At 35.2% G+C, this 2,836-nt stretch carries 2 protein-coding genes and 1 pseudogene; all 3 read left to right on the top strand.

Features of this window, described 5'->3' with window-relative positions; translation table 11 throughout:
* A pseudogene (locus PHC28_RS17900) lies at positions 1-332 on the top strand (hypothetical protein); the annotation flags it as partial.
* Between the two features lie 274 nt (positions 333-606).
* Positions 607-1,689 carry a glycine cleavage system aminomethyltransferase GcvT gene (gcvT, locus tag PHC28_RS17895; RefSeq protein WP_300103722.1) on the top strand — a complete coding sequence of 361 codons (1,083 nt, stop codon included), beginning with the start codon at positions 607-609 and terminating at the stop codon, positions 1,687-1,689.
* Between the two features lie 155 nt (positions 1,690-1,844).
* Positions 1,845-2,555 carry a YebC/PmpR family DNA-binding transcriptional regulator gene (locus PHC28_RS17890; RefSeq protein ID WP_300103719.1) on the top strand — a complete coding sequence of 237 codons (711 nt, stop codon included), beginning with the start codon at positions 1,845-1,847 and terminating at the stop codon, positions 2,553-2,555.
* Positions 2,556-2,836 lie beyond the last annotated feature (281 nt).

The following is a 2,836-nucleotide window of genomic DNA, read 5'->3' as shown; positions in this document are numbered from 1 at the left end:
AAGTTTGGACAAAAACAAAACAAATAGTTGCAAAAGGCGAAATCGTAAAAGAAATAAAAACTAATAAAAAAGGCAAAGAAATTCGTTTCACGAATTTTCCTAGCAAGAAATTTAGTTCCATTTCTCACGTTCGACCTCACGCAACAAAGGTTTTAGATACTTATGATTTGCCGAAAAAAGACAAAGTAACAAAACTAAATGAATATACTAAACATTGTTTTTGGCTGAATAATACTTACGTAAAAAATGAAATTTATCTAAAAAGAACCACACTGTGCGAAGACACAATAGAACATTCTATGATAAAACAAATAGAAAAAAACGCAATTTAATAAGAACTTAAAAGCCTCACAATTCTAAACTATTGTGGGACTTTTTGATTGTGAGATTGCCCCTGCTCCGCAAAGTCTCCGACTTTGAGGATGTGTTAATCAGTCTGTGACTGACATAAAAATTAAAATATCATAAAAACGAATTCGGTTAAAAACCGAAAATCACTACCTCAAAGTCAGAGACTTTGCAGAGCATTTATTCGTCTCAAAATCCCTTTGCCACTCCATAAAAAATCAATAAATTAGCCACTTCAAATTTTATAAAAAATCTAAAATGAAAAATACTGCGCTAACGCACATACACGAGAGTTTGGGAGCTAAAATACTTCCGTTTGCCGGATACAATATGCCTATTTTATACGAAGGCGTAAATGCTGAACACGAAACGGTTCGCAACAGCGTGGGCGTTTTTGACGTTTCACACATGGGTGAATTTTTACTGACTGGTTCCAATGCCTTGGCTTTGATTCAGAAAGTGACTTCAAACGATGCTTCGACTTTGACGATTGGCAGAGCTCAATATTCGTGTTTGCCTAATAATGATGGCGGAATTGTAGATGATTTGATTGTTTATAAAATGAAAGACGAGCAATATTTATTGGTCGTAAATGCTTCGAATATTGATAAAGATTGGGATTGGATTTCAAGCCACAACGATTTGGGTGTCGATATGAAAAACCTTTCGGATGATTATTCACTACTGGCGATTCAAGGACCAAAAGCGGTGGAAGCAATGCAATCGTTGTCGTCAATAGATTTATCAGCGATTCAATATTATCATTTTGAAGTGGCTGATTTTGCAGGATTCGAACACGTAATTATATCAGCAACAGGTTACACAGGTTCAGGAGGTTTTGAAATTTACTGCAAAAACTCGGAAGTGGAACAAATCTGGAACAAGGTTTTTGAAGCTGGTGCTGCTTTTGGAATCAAACCAATTGGTCTTGCTGCTCGTGACACTTTACGTCTGGAAATGGGATTTTGTTTATACGGAAACGACATCAACGATACGACTTCTCCATTAGAAGCTGGTTTAGGTTGGATCACGAAATTTACCAAAGAATTCACCAATTCCGAGAACTTGAAAAAGCAAAAAGAAGAAGGAGTTTCTAAGAAATTAGTAGCTTTCGAAATGCAAGAACGAGCTGTTCCAAGACACGATTATGAAATCGTGGATGCATCGGGTAACGCAATTGGAATTGTAACTTCAGGAACAATGTCACCATCAATGAATGTTGGAATTGGACTGGGTTATGTAACTACTGAAAACAGTAAAATTGACAGCGAAATATTCATCAGAATCAGAAAAAATGATGTTCCTGCCAAAGTGGTGAAATTACCATTTTACAAGAAATAGAAAAAGGCAAAAGCCAATAGGAAATAAAAATATCAAAATTCAAATTAAAAATTGAATTTTGATATTGCTATTGAAAGAGTTATTTTTGCAATCGTGAAAAATGATTTAAGATTGATGATTAACGATTTTTGATTTTAGAAGTAAAAAAAAAAGAAATGGGAAGAGCGTTCGAATTTAGAAAAGGAAGAAAAATGAAACGTTGGTCAGCAATGGCCAAAGCATTTACCAGAATTGGTAAAGATATTGTAATGGCCGTAAAAGAAGGCGGTCCAAATCCTGATGCGAATTCAAGATTGAGAGCCGTTATCCAGAATTCAAAGGCAGTAAATATGCCCAAAGAAAACGTGGAACGCGCCATTAAAAAAGCAACCGACAAAGATACCGCCAACTATAAAGAAGTCTTGTTTGAAGGTTATGCACCACACGGAATTGCGCTTTTAGTTGAAACTGCAACGGATAACAACAACAGAACTGTTGCTAACGTGAGAAGTTATTTCAATAAATGTAACGGAACAATGGGAACGCAAGGTTCGGTAGAATTTATGTTTGACCACACTTGCAACTTTAGAATTCCGGCTAATGGAATTGATCCTGAAGAACTGGAATTAGAATTAATCGATTTTGGTGCTGAAGAGGTTTTTGAAGACGAAGACGGAATTTTGATATATGCTGCTTTTGGTAGTTTTGGAACAATACAAAAAGAATTGGAAAATAGAAAACTGGAAATCCTTTCTTCCGGTTTTGAAAGAATTCCGCAAATAACAAAAAAATTAACCGAAGCAGAAGTTGCTGACGTAGAAAAACTAATCGAGAAACTGGAAGAAGACGAAGACGTGATGAACGTATATCACACAATGGAAGAGTAATCAGATTGCAGATTTTTGATTAACGATTTTTGATTTCAGATGTGTGAGACTCGTGAAATCGAAGGATTTTTATTTACTAACACAAAATACGAAATCAGCAGTCGTTAATCTTCAATCAAAAATCCCTCAACTTAATGACATTGTCCAGATTTTATAAAAAAGGTAATGTGGTCAAAAATAGTTGGTGATTTTTTATTTTAGATTAGTTAAATTACCTCCGTCAAATTGAAGAGGACATTGGCTCTGCTGAGGAGCAACCAACTAGCAATAGATTTGATACA

Source organism: Flavobacterium sp. (assembly GCF_028712645.1).
GTDB lineage: Bacteria > Bacteroidota > Bacteroidia > Flavobacteriales > Flavobacteriaceae > Flavobacterium.
The sequence above is the reverse complement of the archived record's forward strand: the minus strand, read 5'-3'. Positions and strand labels throughout refer to the sequence as shown.

What these genes read in the sequence shown, in the direction of transcription:
- gcvT (WP_300103722.1), top strand. Translation starts at nt 607, where the DNA reads ATGAAAAATACTGCGCTAACGCACATACACGAGAGTTTGGGAGCTAAA.
- PHC28_RS17890 (WP_300103719.1), top strand. Translation starts at nt 1,845, where the DNA reads ATGGGAAGAGCGTTCGAATTTAGAAAAGGAAGAAAAATGAAACGTTGG.